Consider the following 14,861-nt stretch of genomic DNA (forward strand, 5'->3'; position numbering starts at 1 on the left):
CGATGCCAACGCTATTGCAGCAGGCGGCTGAACAGCGGTTGCTGCGCCCGCTCGACGTACAGTTTGCTCTGACCGTCGCTTCAGAGAGCGAACCGGCGGTAATGCTGGCTGCGGCGCTGTTAAGCCATGATGCCGGAGAAGGCCACGTCTGCCTGCCGCTGGCGCGCTTAACGCCTGAGGTATGGTCAGAGAATTCGCCACTTTTTACGCAGTTGTTTGAGTTAGCGGGTGACGCTGTGGACTGGGCGCAAACGCTGCTCGCCTCGCCTGCCGTCAGCGATGGCAGCTCGCCCGCGCCGATTATCCTGCAAGACTCGCGCCTCTATCTGAACCGGATGTGGTGGAACGAGCGGCAAATCGCTGAATTCTTTGTGCGCCAGGAACCGCCAGAGGTGGATGAAGAGAAACTGAGCCATGCGCTGGAGACGCTGTTTCCGGCAAGCGGCGAGGTGAACTGGCAAAAAGTGGCCGCTGCCGTGGCGCTCACCCGGCGGATTTCGGTCATTTCCGGCGGGCCGGGAACCGGTAAAACGACCACGGTGGCAAAATTGCTCGCGGCGCTGGTGAGCATGGCGCAGGGGAAACGATGTCGCATCAGGCTTGCGGCACCCACCGGGAAAGCCGCTGCGCGCCTGACGGAATCGTTGGGTAATGCGCTGCGCCAGCTGCCGTTAACCGATGAGCAAAAAGCGCAGCTTCCCGACGAAGCCAGTACCCTGCATCGTCTGCTTGGCGCGCAACCGGGTAGCCAGCGCCTGCGCCACCATGCGGGCAACCCGCTGCATCTCGACGTGCTGGTAGTCGATGAAGCGTCGATGATTGACTTGCCGATGATGTCGCGTCTTATCGATGCGTTGCCGCCCCATTGCAAAGTGATTTTCCTTGGCGATCGCGATCAGCTTGCGTCGGTTGAGGCAGGGGCTGTGCTTGGCGATATCTGCGCCTGGGTGAATGCCGGTTATTCCGTGGAGCGGGCGGCGCAGCTAAGCCGCCTGACCGGCTCAACTGTGCCTGTTGGTGATGCAAGCGCTGCCTGCGCGCTGCGCGATAGCTTGTGTCTGCTGCAAAAAAGCTATCGCTTCGGTAGCGATTCGGGCATCGGCCAGCTGGCGGCGGCGGTCAACCGGGGCGATAAGCGCGCGACGCATGCGGTATTTAGCCAGGGCTTTAGCGATATCGCACGCATAGCGGTACGCAGCGCTGAAGAGTACCAGTCAATGATTGACGATGCGCTTTCTGGCTACGGACATTATCTCAAGCTGGTGCAGCGTAACGCCGCGCCGGAAGAGATAATCGCCGCCTTTGGCGAATATCAGTTGCTGTGTGCGCTGCGTGAAGGGCCATTTGGCGTAAGTGGGTTAAATGAGCGGCTGGAGCAGGCGCTGCTGCGCGCCGGGCGAATTACTCGTTTGTCGCACTCACGCTGGTATCACGGTCGTCCGGTGATGATTTCCCGTAATGATTCCGCGCTGGGGTTATTCAACGGAGATATTGGTATCGCGCTCGACAGGGGCGAGGGGATGCGCGTCTGGTTTCCGCTGCCGGATGGGCAGATAAAATCCTTCCAGCCAAGCCGCCTGCCCGAACACGATACGGCATGGGCGATGACCGTACATAAATCTCAGGGCTCGGAGTTTGATCATGCCGCGCTGATCCTGCCGCGCCAGGTCGTACCGGTAGTGACGCGCGAGCTGGTTTATACCGCCATTACTCGCGCCCGTAAACGTCTCTCTCTTTATGCCGATGACCGGGTGCTGGAGCGGGCGATCGCGACCCGCACTGAGCGGCGCAGCGGGCTGGATGCGCTGTTCAGATCGCTAAGCTAAGCAGCCTGCCTGTGCGAGAGTCGTTACGCCGCAGCGAAACACTTTCTGCCTGCACAGGGGCGCGCTGTGCAGGCAGGGTAAGCAGGTCGGCGGGTGGCAATCGCCGCTAATGCGGGAGAATACCCCACATTTGCGGCGTAGTTCGCTATGGGAGAGGGTCAGTTCAGTTCTGCCATCAGCACCTTTGAGCGGCGCTGGTAGTTGTACATCTGTTTTTTGCTTTCCGGCAGCAGGTCGATATCGACCGGGGTAAAACCGCGCTCCTGGAACCAGTGGATGCTGCGGGTGGTGAGCACAAACAGTTTGCTTAGCCCCATCTGCTTTGCCTGGGCGGCGATACGCTCCAGTAGCACCTCGCCGCGCGAAGAGCTACGGTAATCGGGATGCACCGCCACGCAGGCCATCTCGCCTATCTTCTCTTCCGGGAACGGGTAGAGCGCGGCGCAGGCGATGGTCAGGTTATCGCGCTGGATAACGGTAAACTTATCAATCTCCATCTCCAGCTGTTCACGGGAGCGGCGCACCAGAATCCCTTGCTGCTCCAATGGGCTGATCAGCTCAAGAATGCCGCCAATATCATTAATGGTTGCCCGGCGGATCTGCTCATAGCTCTCCATTACAATCTGAGTACCGATGCCGTCGCGGGAGAAAAGCTCCTGCAACAGCGAGCCATCTTCCTGGTAGCTGATCAAATGGCTGCGGCGTACCCCGCTGCGGCAGGCTTTCACCGCACCGCGCAGAAAACGCACCGTGCCTGAGTGGTAATCGCCACGGCTTTCCAGCTCTTCAACGCGGGCCTGCGCTTCGTTCGGGAAAAGCTCTGAAACGATTTCTCCCTCGTCGTTCATCACCCCTTGCGTGGAGCAAAAGCCAATCATCTTTTCTGCTTTCAGTTTAATTGCCAACTGGGTGGCAATCTCTTCTGAGGTGAGGTTGAAACTCTCACCGGTTACCGATACCGCGACCGGCCCCATCAACACAATCGCGCCGCTGTCGAGTTGACGGTGGATGGCCTCTTCATCAATACGGCGAATACGCCCGCTGTGGCAATAATCGATACCGTCGTCCACACCCAACGGCTGCGCGATAATAAAGTTACCGCTGACGACATTAATATGCGCGCCTTGTAGTGGCGTATTGTTCAGACTCATGGATAAACGCGCGGTGATATCCAGTTGCAGCATTCCGGCCGCCTGCTTAACCAGTTCGAGGGTTTTGGCATCGGTAACGCGCGTATGTTTGTGGTAAACCGGCGCGTGCTGGTGTTCTGCAAGATTGGCGTCGATTTGCGGACGCGCGCCATAGACCAGCACCAGCCGAATGCCGAGGCTATGCAACAGGCCGATGTCGTTGACAATACTGGAAAAGTTCTCATGCTCAATGGCCTCACCACCCAGCATAATGACGAACGTCTTTCCCCGATGGGCATTGATATAGGGGACAGAGTGGCGGAATCCCTGTACCAGTTCGGTTTTACGCTCCTTGACCACGGCTTACCCTCATTGCATGTTTATTCGTAAATTGTGTATTTTTATTCTAATGCGCGTCAGGGTGCAAGCGTAAATTTCGCCATCAGCAAATAAATTCTCTTTCACTAAGACAGGCTTCAGACACATGTTTACCCTTTAATAGATGACAGTTTATGCATCATTCGTTAAAGTTTTCGGTCAATTCTGGTTTTTTATTTTTTAGTTTATTTGCTCGGGAGAAGCATGTCGGGAAGTCAATCAGCGCTAAGCCGCCGCAAGTTATTAAAAGGGGCGGGGGCCATGTGGTTATTAAGCGTGAGCCATATTGGCCTGGCAGCCGTAAGCCAGGTAGTGGCAGTTCGCGTCTGGCCAGCGTCCAGCTATACGCGCGTGACGGTAGAATCTAACCGGGTCATTAAATATAAGCAGTTCGCGTTGAGTAACCCCGAGCGGGTGGTCGTTGATCTTGAAGGCGTGCATCTGAACTCGGTGTTAAAAGGCGTGGGCATGCAGATTCGCCCCGACGATCCCTATATTAAATCTGCCCGCGTGGGGCAGTTTGACCCGCAAACCGTGCGCATGGTCTTTGAGCTGAAGCAGAATGTCGCACCGCAAGTCTTTGCGCTGGCGCCGGTCGCTGGTTTTAAAGAGCGCCTGGTGATGGATCTCTATCCGGTCAATGCGCAGGATGTGCAGGACCCGCTGCTGGCGCTGCTTGAGGAGTACAATAAGGGCGATCTGGATAAGCAGGTGCCGCCCGCGCAAAGCGGCCCGCAGCCGGGGAAAGCCGGGCGCGACAGGCCAATCGTTATCATGCTTGATCCAGGCCACGGCGGGGAAGATTCCGGGGCGGTGGGCAAATACCGCACGCGCGAGAAAGATGTGGTGCTGCAAATCGCGCGCCGTCTGCGTGCCCTTATTGAAAAAGAGGGCAATATGAAAGCGTATATGACGCGCAACGAAGACGTGTTTATTCCGTTGAAGGTGCGTGTCGCGAAAGCGCAAAAGCAGCGCGCCGACCTGTTTGTTTCTATCCACGCAGATGCTTTTACCAGTCGCCAGCCGAGCGGGTCATCCGTGTTTGCGCTATCGACAAAAGGGGCGACCAGTACGGCGGCAAAATACCTGGCGGATACGCAAAACGCCGCCGACTTAATTGGCGGCGTGAGTAAGAGCGGCGACCGCTATCTGGATCACACCCTGTTCGATATGGTGCAGTCGCTGACCATCAACGACAGCCTGAAGTTTGGTAAAGCGGTGCTCAACCGGTTAGGGCAGGTCAATAATCTGCATAAAAACCAGGTCGAGCAGGCAGGCTTCGCGGTGCTGAAAGCCCCGGATATTCCGTCGATTCTGGTGGAGACGGCTTTTATCAGTAATATCGAAGAAGAGCGTAAGCTTAAGACGGCGAAGTTCCAGCAGGAAATTGCTGAGTCTATTCTGGCGGGGATTAAAGCCTACTTTGCCGATGGGGCGACGCTGGCGAGAAGAGGGTAACAGGATGGCGCAGTAATGCGCCATTTTCATCAATTCACGGACGGCAGAAACAAAAAAACACCCGTCAGGGTGTTCATTGTGTTGGTTGCGGGGGCCGGATTTGAACCGACGACCTTCGGGTTATGAGCCCGACGAGCTACCAGGCTGCTCCACCCCGCGTCCGTCTGTTTACACTTCCATCATGTAAACACTTTTCCACATTGTAATTGGTTGCGGGGGCCGGATTTGAACCGACGACCTTCGGGTTATGAGCCCGACGAGCTACCAGGCTGCTCCACCCCGCGTCCGTGGATGCGCACTATACTCTGCACGTTCTGTGATGCAACCTTTTTTTTGCCCTAATACCTAAAAAGCGAGGATTCTGTGTAAAAACAATACAATTGGTTTATTTTTTAGGCGTAATTTGCGTCAGGATGTGTGGATGCATTTAATTAGCGGGTAGGGTTTGTTATCTTCACTGCGCGGTGGATTAATCAGAAGACGAGAGATAATGAAAGGACGTTGGGCGAAGTATGTATTCACTGGCGCGATGGTTGCAATCCTCGCTGCCTGTTCCTCAAAACCGACCGATCGCGGTCAGCAATATAAAGACGGAAAATTTTCCCAGCCTTTTTCCCTGGTCAACCAACCCGACGCCATCGGCGCGCCAATAAACGCGGGTGATTTCTCCGAGCAGGTCAGCCAAATTCGCAGCGCCTCTCCGCGCCTTTATAGCAGCCAGAGCAATATCTACAGCGCCATTCAGGACTGGCTACGCAGCGGCGGCGATACCCGCACCCTGCGCCAGTTCGGTATAGATGCCTGGCAGATGGAAGGGGCCGACAACTACGGCAACGTGCAGTTTACCGGCTACTACACGCCGGTGGTGCAGGCTCGCCATACCCGGCAGGGCGAGTTTCAGTATCCTATCTACCGTATGCCGCCAAAACGTGGCCGCCTGCCAACACGTGCGCAGATCTACGCTGGCGCGCTTAGCGAGAACTATGTGCTGGCTTACAGCAACTCGCTGATGGACAACTTTATTATGGATGTGCAGGGCAGCGGCTATATCGACTTTGGCGATGGCAGCCCGCTGAACTTTTTCAGCTATGCCGGAAAGAACGGCCATCCTTATCGCAGCATCGGCAAGGTGTTAATCGACCGTGGCGAAGTGAAGCGGGAAGATATGTCGATGCAGGCTATTCGCGAGTGGGGAGAGAAGCACAGCGAAGCGGAAGTCCGCGCGTTGCTTGAGGAAAACCCCTCGTTCGTCTTTTTTAAACCTCAGTCCTGGGCACCCGTGAAGGGCGCCAGCGCCGTACCGCTGATTGGCCGCGCTTCGGTGGCCTCCGATCGCACGATTATCCCGCCGGGTACGACACTTCTGGCTGAAGTGCCGATGCTGGACAATAACGGAAAATTCAATGGCCAGTATGAGCTGCGCCTGATGGTGGCGCTGGACGTTGGCGGTGCGATTAAAGGCCAGCACTTTGATATTTACCAGGGTATTGGCCCGGAAGCCGGGCATCGCGCCGGATGGTTCAACCATTATGGTCGTGTATGGGTGCTGAAACCTGCGCCCGGCGCAGGTATCGCTGGCGGCGTGTTCAGCGGCGGAGTGTGATACACTCAGGCCCTCTTTCGGGTACGAGAGAGGGTGTCCCGTTTTATCTTGAGGTTCTTTATGTCTGTAGTGATCAGCGATGCCTGGCGCCAGCGTTTTGGCGGTACGGCGCGTTTGTATGGTGAAAAAGCGCTGCAATGCTTTGCCGGGGCGCATATCTGCGTGGTCGGTATTGGCGGCGTTGGCTCCTGGGCGGCAGAAGCGCTGGCGCGTACCGGGATCGGCACGATTACGTTGATTGATATGGATGATGTGTGCGTGACCAACACTAACCGGCAGATCCATGCCCTGCGTGATAACGTCGGTCTGGCGAAAGCAGAAGTGATGGCTGAGCGTATCCGGCAGATAAACCCTGAGTGCCGGGTGATTGTTATCGACGACTTTGTCACGCCTGACAATGTCGCGCAACTGATGAACCAGGGATACAGCTATGTTATTGATGCCATTGATAGCGTGCGACCGAAAGCCGCGCTGATTGCCTGGTGTCGCCGTAACAAGATCCCGCTCGTCACCACCGGTGGCGCTGGCGGGCAGATCGATCCCACGCAAATTCAGGTCAGCGACTTAGCGAAAACAATCCAGGATCCGCTGGCGGCGAAATTGCGCGAGCGCCTGAAAAGCGACTTTGGCGTAGTGAAGAACAGTAAAGGCAAGCTCGGCGTGGACTGTGTGTTTTCTACCGAAGCGCTGGTTTACCCGCAGGCGGACGGTTCGGTATGTGCGATGAAAAGCACAGCTGAAGGGCCAAAAAGGATGGACTGCGCCGCCGGGTTTGGCGCGGCAACGATGGTGACCGCAACGTTTGGTTTCGTCGCGGTCTCTCATGCGCTGAAAAAGCTGATGGCCAAAGCGCAGCGTCAGGCCAGCGCCTGACGAGCCGTCTCCTGCACGGCGGCGCTCAGCGCCGCCAGCCCCTGCGTGCGTGAAGCGCTCAATTGCGCGCGCAAACCTAACTCATCAAAGAGTGTAAGCGGGTCGCGACTCAGCAACTCCTCCGGGCGTTTCCCTTCCACTGCCGTAAGCAATACGGCCAGCAGCCCGCGCACAATCCTGCCTTCGCTGTCGCCAAAAAAGTGCAGACTCCCGTCGGCTGAACGTGTTGAGCCGAGCCAGACCCGGTTTTCACAGCCGGGGATCTCGTGCGCCTGCGCTTTCAGCTCTTCTGTCGCCGCAGGCAGCTGTTTACCCAGCATAATCAGCTGGCGATATTTATCTTCCCACTGCGTGAGTGCGCCAAACGTCTGGCGCAGCGATGCTTCGGTTATCACGGTGCCGAACGGATGCCCGGCGAAAGTTGGGCTTGTCATTATTCCACCAGTATTTCCAGCGCGCGGTCCACAGCGTTGACCAGCGCATCCACATCATGCTGAGTATTATAAGGCGCAAATGAGGCGCGCAGCGTCCCTTGTACGCCAAGTGCCGCCAGCAGCGGCTGCGCGCAGTGTTGACCGGCGCGCAGGGCGATGCCGTAACCTGCCAGCAGGGTGACCATATCGCTGTGATGAACGCCAGCAAAATCAAAGGCCAGCAGGCTGGAGTCCTGGCAGCGGAACGAGCGAAAGCCAGGGCGCTGCGACAGCTTCTCTTCTGCCAGCGTCGCCAGCCCCCGGCTGTAACTTTCTGCCTGGGCGATATCCAGCGTATCCAGCCATTCCAGCGCCGCGCTCAGGCCAATCACCCCGGCGACGTTTGGCGTACCGGCTTCGAGTTTGTAGGGCGCGGGCTGCGTTTCAAAACCGTCAAAAGTGACTTCCGTTATCATCTTGCCGCCGCCGAGCCAGGGCGACATCGCATTCAGCAGATCCGTTTTGCCATACAGCGCGCCAATACCATTTGGCCCGTAAAGCTTATGGCCGGAAAACGCGTAGAAATCGATATCCAGGCGCTGCACGTCGGCGGGGAAATGCACCACACCTTGCGCGCCATCCACCATCACTACCATGCCTGCCGCATGGGCAATGTCGATGGCCTGTGTAAGATCGGGACAGCCACCGGTGACGTTGGACATCTGCCCCAGCGCCAGAATCCGGCTGCGTGATGTAATCAGCTGCGCTAAACGTGAAATGTCCGGCAGACGGTCAGCCCCCAGCGGCAGCTTCACCACTTTCGCCCCGGTTTGCTGTGCGACCATTAGCCACGGTACCAGGTTAGCATGGTGCTCGGCTTCGCTGACGATGATCTCGTCGCCAGGCTGTAAGCGTGGCCGGGCGTAGCTCTGCGCCACCATATTGATGCCTTCGGTGGTGCCGCGCGTCCAGACAATATTTTTACCTGAAGGCGCATTGAGCAGCGCGGCGACCTGATCGCGTGCTGCTTCGTAGCGGGCGGTAAGCTGCTGGGCCTGGGCAAACTGACTGCGGTGTACATTACCGGCGCTCAGGCTGTAATACTGCCCGGTGGCATCAATTACGGCCTGGGGTTTGAGCGCGGTTGCGGCACTATCCAGATAGACACCGGCGTCAGCGAGGGCCGGAAACTGGGCGCGAAACTGCGCCGGGTTAAATGCGTTCATGGGATTCCTCTTTTTAATACCGCGATCGTCGCGCACTTTTTACGCCGGAGCAAGAACGTTGGTGACCATCGGAATTATCTGTTTGTCCTTGCAGGCTCGCTGAAGGGCGTTATGCTAAATAGTGTAAGTTATTTGTTTTACCCTGTTTTTAAACAAGGTTTACTTAGCATTAATTGCCAGACTAAGGAGAAAAAGATGAAAAAGACTGCCGCAATTATTTCTGCCTGTACATTAGCTTTTGCCCTGAGCGCCTGTTCTGGTCCGAACTATGTATTACATACGAACGACGGACGTTCGATTGTCTCCGACGGGAAACCAAAAACAGACGATCAGACCGGCATGATCAAATATAAAGATGCTAACGGTAACGAGCAGCAGATTAACCGTGCTGACGTAAAAGAGATGGTAGCGCTGGAAGACTAAGTAAAGCGTCCGTTTCAGGTAAAAAAAAGCACCGCTAGCCAGCGGTGCTACATTAATCACTATGGACAGACAGGGTAAATGTACAGGAAGTGAAAAAGGGTAGCGTTGCTACCAGGGTCTGAATAGTAGACCAATTGCAAACACAACAACACAACATCACAACCGTAAGCCAAAAGCCCCTTCAGAACACGCATTCCAAAAAAGCTTCTCGTTCCGGCTCAGGAAGTGCCGCCACTATAGGTATTTGCTGGTAGAAGCTCAACGGACAATTTATAATGGCTCAGATAAAAAAAACTAATAGGTTACACGTTGTATCCTGATTGTTAAATTGCCATTAAATCTAAGCCTGATAACCATGTCCAAGCGATTACCACCACTTAACGCATTACGTGTTTTTGATGCAGCGGCGCGCCATTTGAGTTTCACTCGCGCAGCCGATGAGCTTTTTGTGACGCAGGCCGCAGTCAGCCATCAAATCAAGTCTCTTGAGGATTTCCTGGGGTTAAAACTCTTCCGCCGACGCAACCGTTCCCTGCTGCTTACCGAAGAGGGGCAGAGCTATTTTCAGGATATCAAAGAGATATTTTCCCAGCTTAACGAAGCAACGCGTAAGCTACAGGCGCGCAGTGCAAAAGGTGCGCTAACTGTTAGTTTATTGCCCAGTTTTGCGATTCAGTGGCTGGTGCCAAGACTCTCAAGCTTTAACTCAGCTTATCCGGGAATCGATGTCCGTATACAAGCTGTTGACCGTGAAGAAGATAAGCTGGCGGACGATGTTGACGTGGCGATTTTTTACGGTCGCGGCAACTGGCCGGGTCTGCGCGTAGAAAAACTCTACGCAGAATATCTCCTTCCGGTCTGCTCTCCGCTGCTGCTGACGGGTGATAAACCCTTAAAGAAACCAGAAGATCTTACGCAGCACACTTTATTGCACGACGCATCTCGCCGCGACTGGCAAACTTATACCCGGCAATTGGGTCTTAATCTTAACGTCCAGCAGGGGCCGATTTTTAGCCACAGTTCCATGGTGCTACAAGCGGCCATTCACGGGCAGGGCATTGCGTTGGCTAACAATGTGATGGCGCAGTCCGAAATCGAGGCGGGCAGGCTGGTATGTCCGTTCAATGATGTTCTGGTCAGTAAAAATGCGTTTTATCTGGTTTGTCATGACAGTCAGGCAGAACTGGGTAAAATAGCCGCCTTTCGTCAGTGGATCCTGGCAAAAGCGGCAAGCGAACAGGAAAAGTTTCGTTTCCGTTACGAACAATGAACAATAATTCGCGTGCACAGAGCGCGCATGACTTTAGGGTAATCACATGACCAGCCGTTTTATGCTGATTTTTGCCGCGGTGAGCGGTTTTGTGTTTGTTGCGCTGGGTGCGTTCGGCGCGCATGTTTTAAGCAAATCTATGGGTGCTGTCGAGATGGGCTGGATCCAGACCGGTCTCGAATACCAGGCATTTCACACGCTGGCGGTGCTGGGGCTCGCCGTCGCCATGCAGCGCCGCGTGAGCATCTGGTTTTACTGGAGCAGTGTTTTTCTGGCGCTGGGCACCGTGTTATTTAGCGGCAGCCTTTATTGTCTGGCGCTCTCTCACTTACGTCTGTGGGCGTTTGTTACGCCGGTCGGTGGAGCGTGTTTTTTAATCGGCTGGGCATTGATGTTTGTAGGTGCAATTCGTCTGAAACGTAAGGGCGTTGTTCATGAATAAAGTGGTATTGCTGTGCCGCCCGGGTTTTGAGAAAGAGTGCGCAGCGGAAATTACCGACAAAGCCGGACGCCGGGAGGTGTTTGGTTTCGCGCGGGTGAAAGATAACGCCGGCTATGTGATTTTTGAGTGTTATCAGGCTGATGACGCAGACAAACTGCTGCGCGAGCTGCCGTTTAGCTCGCTGATTTTCGCGCGCCAGTGGTTTGTCGTCGGGGAATTGCTGCGCGACCTGCCGCCTGAGGATCGCATCACGCCGATAGCGGGCATGTTGCAGGGCGTGGTGGATAAAGGCGGTGATTTGCGCGTGGAAGTGGCCGACACCAACGAAAGCAAAGAGCTGATGAAGTTCTGCCGTAAGTTCACGGTTCCGCTGCGTTCTGCGCTGCGTGAAGCGGGCGTACTGGCCCGCCACGACTCGCCAACGCGCCCGGTGGTGCATGTCTTCTTTATTGCCCCCGGCTGCTGCTACACCGGCTATTCATACCCCGCCAATAATTCACCCTTCTATATGGGTATTCCGCGACTCAAGTTTCCGGCCGACGCGCCGAGCCGCTCGACGCTGAAACTCGAAGAGGCGTTTCACGTTTTTATTCCGGCGGATGAGTGGGATGAGCGCCTTGCTAACGGTATGTACGCTGTGGATCTTGGCGCATGCCCCGGCGGCTGGACGTATCAGCTGGTGAAACGCAACATGTGGGTGTTTTCCGTTGATAACGGCCCGATGGCGCAAAGCCTGATGGATACCGGCCAGGTGACGTGGCTGCGGGAAGACGGGTTCCGATATAAGCCAACGCGCAACAACATCTCGTGGATGGTGTGCGATATGGTTGAGAAGCCCGCCAAAGTTGCTGCGCTGATGGCCCAGTGGCTGACCAACGGCTGGTGCCGGGAAACCATTTTTAACCTCAAGTTACCGATGAAAAAGCGTTACGAAGAGGTGTCGAACAATCTGGCTTATATTCAGGAGCAACTGGACGCCCACGGTATCAATGCGCAGATTCAGGCTCGCCAGCTCTATCACGATCGTGAAGAGGTGACGGTGCACGTTCGCCGCATGTGGGCCGCCGTCGGCGGGCGGCGGGACGAGCGCTAACGATACAGCGTGAGGACAAAACCCTCACGCGTTAGCTTTCGCCAGCTCTTTGGTTAACGGCAGCAGGATGCGCATCACGTCGCGGCTGCGGTGCTCAATGCGCCCCGGCAGGGCTTCATCGAGATGCTGCTGGTTATCCAGCCTGGCATCATGGTGGCTGACGCCTTCGGGGAAGGCTTTCGACTTTGCCCGTTGCTGGCGACCATCTTTTTTACCGAGTGTCCAGTTTGTCGCTTCTATCGACAGCACCGGAATCCCCGCGTTATCAAACACTTCTGCATCGTTACAGCAGCCAGTACCTTTCGGATAAGCCGGGTTTAGCCCCGGATTGCTGGATGCCGTGATCCCGCGCGAGTGGGCGATGGCCAGAGCACGGTCGCGCGTCAATTTACGTACTGTCGCCGGGGTGTTTTTGCCGCTGTTAAAATAGAGCCTGTCGCCGACGATAAGGTTGTTCAGGTTGATAACCAACAGCGTATTCTTCTTCTCCTGCTCGCTCATTCGCGCCAGAAAACTCGCCGCGCCGAGCTTGCCTTCTTCCTCACCGCTGGTCGCCACAAAGCGGATACTGTACTGCGTCGGCACATCTTTTAACGCCTGCGCCAGTTCAAGCATCACGCCAAGCCCGGAGGCATTGTCATCGATGCCCTGCAACGTCAGCCCGCCGAGATTATGGTTGATATCCGCATCGCTTTGCGGCGCGTAGGTATCCAGGTGCGCCATAATAATTATCTGTTGCGCCATCGTGCCGCTATGGGCAGCAATCACTGAGCTGCCGGTCACGTTTTGCCAGTTTTGCTGGTTATCTTTTGACGTAAAGCGATAGCGGGTTTTGAATTTACGGATATCGCTCTCATAACCCATCCCGGCAAACTGCTGCTGTAAATAATCCGCTGCCAGCATTTCTGCCGGCGTGCCGATCATTCTTCCTGGAAAGAGGGTGGCGATTTGGCGCGCCTGCTCGCTGGCAAGCTCTCCCGGCTGGGCATGACGGGCATGCGCCGGAAGGATAAAGCACACACCAATCGCCAGGACGGCGGTACGGTGGCGCAATACGGAAAACATAGAGAGTCCTTTATGCTGCAATATTTTTGGCTCACTAAGTATGAAACTGTGACGGGCATTGCACAATTTCATTTCCTCTTAACCATGCGAAATTCCTCACGTTAAGCACTTTTTGATCTTAGCTTTGCACAAGCGTTATTACTTTGCGGAACTAGTCATTCCAATTCGTAATTTCATTCGTTCTAAACCGCCCCCTATAGTCCCTTTATTGCTGGTTTTGAGTGAGTTGTCGCGTTGTGGATTATCTGCCGTTATTTGCAGCTGTAAAAAATCGTCCGGTGCTGGTGATCGGCGGTGGAGAGATTGCGCTGCGCAAAATTATGTTTTTGCGCCGGGCCGGGGCGGATGTGCAGGTCGTGGCGGAACAGCCCGACCCCGCGTTAATTGCGCTTTTTGACCAGCAGGCAGCCCGTTGGGTTGCGAAAATCTTTGACGAATCACAGCTGGATAAGGTGTTTCTGGTTATTGCCGCGACAGACGACAGCGCGTTGAACCGACGGGTGTTTGATGCGGCCAATGCGCGCCATCGGCTGGTGAATGTGGTGGACAATCAGCCGCTGTGCTCCTTTATTTTCCCGTCCATTGTCGATCGCTCGCCGCTGCTGGTGGCTATCTCGTCAGGCGGTAACGCGCCGGTGCTGGCGCGACTGCTGCGTGAAAAAATCGAAGCGCTGCTGCCGGGGAATCTGGGCCGAATGGCTGAGGTTGCCGGGCGCTGGCGCGAGCGAATCAAAGCTTTTCGCCACACAACTGATGCCCGCCGTCGTTTCTGGGAGAGCGCTTTTCGCGGGCGTTTTGCCAGCCTGATGGCCGCCGGTGACGAACCCGCAGCCGAGCGGGCGCTGCAGGCAGAGCTGACCAGTCCTGGCAGTAGCGGCGGGGAGATAATCCTTGTCGGTGCCGGGCCGGGAGATGCGGGGCTGCTGACCCTGCGCGGGTTACAGGTCATCCAGCAGGCCGATATTATTTTTTACGATCATCTGGTCAGTGACGAGGTGCTGGAACTGGCCCGCCGTGACGCCGAGAAAGTGTGCGTCGGGAAACGCGCGAGCGCACATGCGGTTGCGCAGCACGACACTAACCGCATGCTGGTGGAAGCCGCGCGCGCCGGTAAGACCGTGGTGCGGCTCAAAGGCGGCGACCCGTTTATTTTTGGTCGGGGCGGCGAGGAGTTACAGGCCGCTGCCGCCGCAGGCGTGCCATTCCAGGTGGTGCCAGGCGTGACGGCGGCATCTGGCGCGACGGCCTATGCAGGTATTCCGCTGACGCACAGAGATTACGCGCAAAGTGTGACCTTTGTTACTGGTCATTACAAAGCCGATAGCGCGCCCTTTGACTGGGCGCAGCTCGCGCAAAGCCGCCAGACGCTGGCTATCTATATGGGCACGATGAAAGCGGCGGAGATAAGCAAACAGTTACTGGCGCACGGTCGCGGCAAAACCACGCCGGTTGCGGTGATTTCCCGCGGTACGCGCGCGGATCAACAGGTCGCGACCGGCACATTAGAACAACTTGAGGACCTGGCGAAAGCTGCCCCGATGCCTGCGCTGTTAGTGGTGGGCGAAGTGGTCGGGCTTCATCGCGAACTCGCCTGGTTCCGGCACATGACAGCAGCGCAAGCATTCTCTGCGTCTGTGATTAATCTGGCTTAAGGAAAGGTT

At 56.0% G+C, this 14,861-nt stretch carries 13 protein-coding genes and 2 tRNA genes; 9 read left to right on the forward strand and 6 right to left on the reverse strand.

The genetic code is table 11. The annotated features are described in order from the left end of the window. Positions 1-2 precede the first annotated feature (2 nt). Positions 3-1,826 carry an exodeoxyribonuclease V subunit alpha gene (recD, locus tag ACTU3N_RS04305; protein WP_443084904.1) on the forward strand — a complete coding sequence of 608 codons (1,824 nt, stop codon included), beginning with the start codon at positions 3-5 and terminating at the stop codon, positions 1,824-1,826. Positions 1,827-1,984: 158 nt separating this feature from the next. Here recD and argA read toward each other — a convergent pair whose 3' ends face one another. Beyond that, entirely contained in the window at positions 1,985-3,316 is a 1,332-nt protein-coding gene (gene argA, locus ACTU3N_RS04310; RefSeq protein WP_443084905.1) for an amino-acid N-acetyltransferase, read from the reverse strand. Between the two features lie 222 nt (positions 3,317-3,538). On the opposite strand from argA, the gene amiC reads away from it, so the two are divergent. Continuing rightward, entirely contained in the window at positions 3,539-4,792 is a 1,254-nt protein-coding gene (amiC, locus tag ACTU3N_RS04315; protein ID WP_443084906.1) for an N-acetylmuramoyl-L-alanine amidase AmiC, read from the forward strand. Between the two features lie 82 nt (positions 4,793-4,874). On the opposite strand, the gene ACTU3N_RS04320 is transcribed toward amiC, so the two are convergent. Further along, positions 4,875-4,951 (reverse strand) — tRNA-Met (locus ACTU3N_RS04320). 48 nt (positions 4,952-4,999) lie between these two features. Further along, positions 5,000-5,076: transfer RNA gene (locus tag ACTU3N_RS04325), tRNA-Met, on the reverse strand. 206 nt (positions 5,077-5,282) lie between these two features. Here ACTU3N_RS04325 and mltA point away from each other — a divergent pair. Both mltA and tcdA read left to right on the forward strand, forming a co-directional pair. Beyond that, a complete protein-coding gene (gene mltA, locus ACTU3N_RS04330; protein WP_443084907.1) occupies positions 5,283-6,395 on the forward strand; it encodes a murein transglycosylase A in 1,113 nt (370 codons plus the stop codon). Positions 6,396-6,455: 60 nt separating this feature from the next. After that, entirely contained in the window at positions 6,456-7,268 is an 813-nt protein-coding gene (tcdA, locus tag ACTU3N_RS04335) for a tRNA cyclic N6-threonylcarbamoyladenosine(37) synthase TcdA (protein WP_443084908.1), read from the forward strand. Here the strand turns inward: tcdA and csdE are convergent. Then, complete coding sequence (gene csdE / locus ACTU3N_RS04340) at positions 7,253-7,702, reverse strand: cysteine desulfurase sulfur acceptor subunit CsdE (RefSeq protein ID WP_443084909.1); 450 nt, start codon at positions 7,700-7,702, stop codon at positions 7,253-7,255. The two genes, tcdA and csdE, sit on opposite strands and share 16 nt — an antisense overlap. Next, positions 7,702-8,907: a cysteine desulfurase CsdA gene (csdA, locus tag ACTU3N_RS04345; protein ID WP_443084910.1), complete on the reverse strand. Its 1,206-nt coding sequence runs from the start codon at positions 8,905-8,907 to the stop codon at positions 7,702-7,704. The genes csdE and csdA overlap by 1 nt, the downstream gene beginning before the upstream one ends. A 195-nt stretch (positions 8,908-9,102) precedes the next feature. Between csdA and ACTU3N_RS04350 the strand changes: the two genes are divergently transcribed. The 4 genes from ACTU3N_RS04350 (at position 9,103) to rlmM (ending at position 12,135) form a co-directional block, all read left to right on the forward strand. Further along, the gene (locus ACTU3N_RS04350; protein ID WP_443084911.1) at positions 9,103-9,330 is read left to right on the forward strand and encodes a YgdI/YgdR family lipoprotein; all 228 of its coding nucleotides are present in this window, start codon (positions 9,103-9,105) and stop codon (positions 9,328-9,330) included. A gap of 355 nt (positions 9,331-9,685) precedes the next feature. Beyond that, entirely contained in the window at positions 9,686-10,600 is a 915-nt protein-coding gene (gcvA, locus tag ACTU3N_RS04355; RefSeq protein ID WP_443084912.1) for a glycine cleavage system transcriptional regulator GcvA, read from the forward strand. A 46-nt stretch (positions 10,601-10,646) separates the two neighbouring features. After that, a complete protein-coding gene (locus ACTU3N_RS04360; RefSeq protein WP_443084913.1) occupies positions 10,647-11,042 on the forward strand; it encodes a DUF423 domain-containing protein in 396 nt (131 codons plus the stop codon). Further along, positions 11,035-12,135 (forward strand): 23S rRNA (cytidine(2498)-2'-O)-methyltransferase RlmM, encoded by a 1,101-nt coding sequence (gene rlmM, locus ACTU3N_RS04365; RefSeq protein ID WP_443084914.1) that lies wholly within the window; start codon positions 11,035-11,037, stop codon positions 12,133-12,135. Before ACTU3N_RS04360 ends, rlmM begins: the two co-directional genes overlap by 8 nt. A gap of 24 nt (positions 12,136-12,159) precedes the next feature. Here rlmM and ACTU3N_RS04370 read toward each other — a convergent pair whose 3' ends face one another. Then, positions 12,160-13,200, reverse strand: coding sequence for an aminopeptidase (locus ACTU3N_RS04370; protein WP_443084915.1), 1,041 nt, complete (start codon positions 13,198-13,200; stop codon positions 12,160-12,162). 221 nt (positions 13,201-13,421) lie between these two features. Between ACTU3N_RS04370 and cysG the strand changes: the two genes are divergently transcribed. After that, positions 13,422-14,852, forward strand: a complete 1,431-nt coding sequence (cysG, locus tag ACTU3N_RS04375; RefSeq protein WP_443084916.1) for a siroheme synthase CysG — start codon at positions 13,422-13,424, stop codon at positions 14,850-14,852. Positions 14,853-14,861: the final 9 nt, after the last annotated feature.

Source organism: Vagococcus sp. WN89Y, assembly GCF_052220145.1.
In the GTDB taxonomy this organism is placed as follows: domain Bacteria; phylum Pseudomonadota; class Gammaproteobacteria; order Enterobacterales; family Enterobacteriaceae; genus Kosakonia.

What these genes read in the sequence shown, in the direction of transcription:
- recD (WP_443084904.1), top strand. Translation starts at nt 3, where the DNA reads ATGCCAACGCTATTGCAGCAGGCGGCTGAACAGCGGTTGCTGCGCCCG.
- amiC (WP_443084906.1), top strand. Translation starts at nt 3,539, where the DNA reads ATGTCGGGAAGTCAATCAGCGCTAAGCCGCCGCAAGTTATTAAAAGGG.
- mltA (WP_443084907.1), top strand. Translation starts at nt 5,283, where the DNA reads ATGAAAGGACGTTGGGCGAAGTATGTATTCACTGGCGCGATGGTTGCA.
- tcdA (WP_443084908.1), top strand. Translation starts at nt 6,456, where the DNA reads ATGTCTGTAGTGATCAGCGATGCCTGGCGCCAGCGTTTTGGCGGTACG.
- csdE (WP_443084909.1), bottom strand. Translation starts at nt 7,702, where the DNA reads ATGACAAGCCCAACTTTCGCCGGGCATCCGTTCGGCACCGTGATAACC.
- csdA (WP_443084910.1), bottom strand. Translation starts at nt 8,907, where the DNA reads ATGAACGCATTTAACCCGGCGCAGTTTCGCGCCCAGTTTCCGGCCCTC.
- ACTU3N_RS04350 (WP_443084911.1), top strand. Translation starts at nt 9,103, where the DNA reads ATGAAAAAGACTGCCGCAATTATTTCTGCCTGTACATTAGCTTTTGCC.
- gcvA (WP_443084912.1), top strand. Translation starts at nt 9,686, where the DNA reads ATGTCCAAGCGATTACCACCACTTAACGCATTACGTGTTTTTGATGCA.
- ACTU3N_RS04360 (WP_443084913.1), top strand. Translation starts at nt 10,647, where the DNA reads ATGACCAGCCGTTTTATGCTGATTTTTGCCGCGGTGAGCGGTTTTGTG.
- rlmM (WP_443084914.1), top strand. Translation starts at nt 11,035, where the DNA reads ATGAATAAAGTGGTATTGCTGTGCCGCCCGGGTTTTGAGAAAGAGTGC.
- ACTU3N_RS04370 (WP_443084915.1), bottom strand. Translation starts at nt 13,200, where the DNA reads ATGTTTTCCGTATTGCGCCACCGTACCGCCGTCCTGGCGATTGGTGTG.